Raw genomic sequence first — 801 nt, 5'->3', positions numbered from 1 at the left:
TTTTAATTCTTTCATCAATTGTTCAAATTTGGCTGGTTTTAATGATTGTGGTCCATCACATAATGCTTTTTCTGGATTATTATGCACTTCGATCATTAATCCATCACATCCTGCTGCGACTGCTGCTTTTGCCATTGGATTTACTAACCACCATTTTCCTCCGGCATGACTTGGATCGATAATGATTGGTAAGTGTGTCAATTCTTTGATTACTGGTACTGCTTGTAAGTCTAATGTATTTCTTGTGTATGATTCAAATGTTCTCACTCCTCTTTCACATAGGATGACATTTGGATTCCCACTTGCCATGATATATTCTGCTGACATGATCCATTCTTGGAATGTTGCACTCAACCCTCTTTTTAACAAGATTGGTTTCTTTGTTGCTTTCCCGACTTTCTTTAACAAGTCGAAGTTTTGCATGTTTCTTGCTCCAATTTGAATCAAGTCTACTTTTTCAATGAATTCATCTAAGTATTCTGCATCCATCAATTCTGATACGATTGGGAGTCCTGTTGCTTCTTTAGCTGCTACTAGAATATCTAATCCTGATGATCCCATTCCTTGGAAAGCATATGGTGATGTTCTTGGTTTGAATGCTCCACCTCTTAATAGATTAGCTCCTGCTGCTTTGGCTGCTTTAGCGATTTCAATCACTTGTTCCTTGCTTTCTACTGAACATGGTCCAGCAATCACTGCTAGATGTCCTCCACCAATTTTAACACCACCGACATCGATAACTGAGTCTTCTGGATGGAAAGCTCTATTAGCTAATTTATATGGTTCTGATACATGCATGAC

1 protein-coding gene is annotated in these 801 nt (G+C 38.2%); it reads right to left on the bottom strand.

What is annotated here, in order from left to right:
- A partial coding sequence (gene aroF, locus LJD34_RS16065; RefSeq protein ID WP_227360371.1) for a 3-deoxy-7-phosphoheptulonate synthase occupies positions 1-801 on the bottom strand: 801 nt, incomplete at both ends.

Source organism: Faecalibacillus sp. MSK20_93 (assembly GCF_020589945.1).
Classification (GTDB): Bacteria; Bacillota_I; Bacilli_A; order Erysipelotrichales; family Coprobacillaceae; genus Faecalibacillus; species Faecalibacillus intestinalis.
Note: the sequence above shows the minus strand (reverse complement) of the source record. Positions and strands in the feature narration are given on the sequence as shown.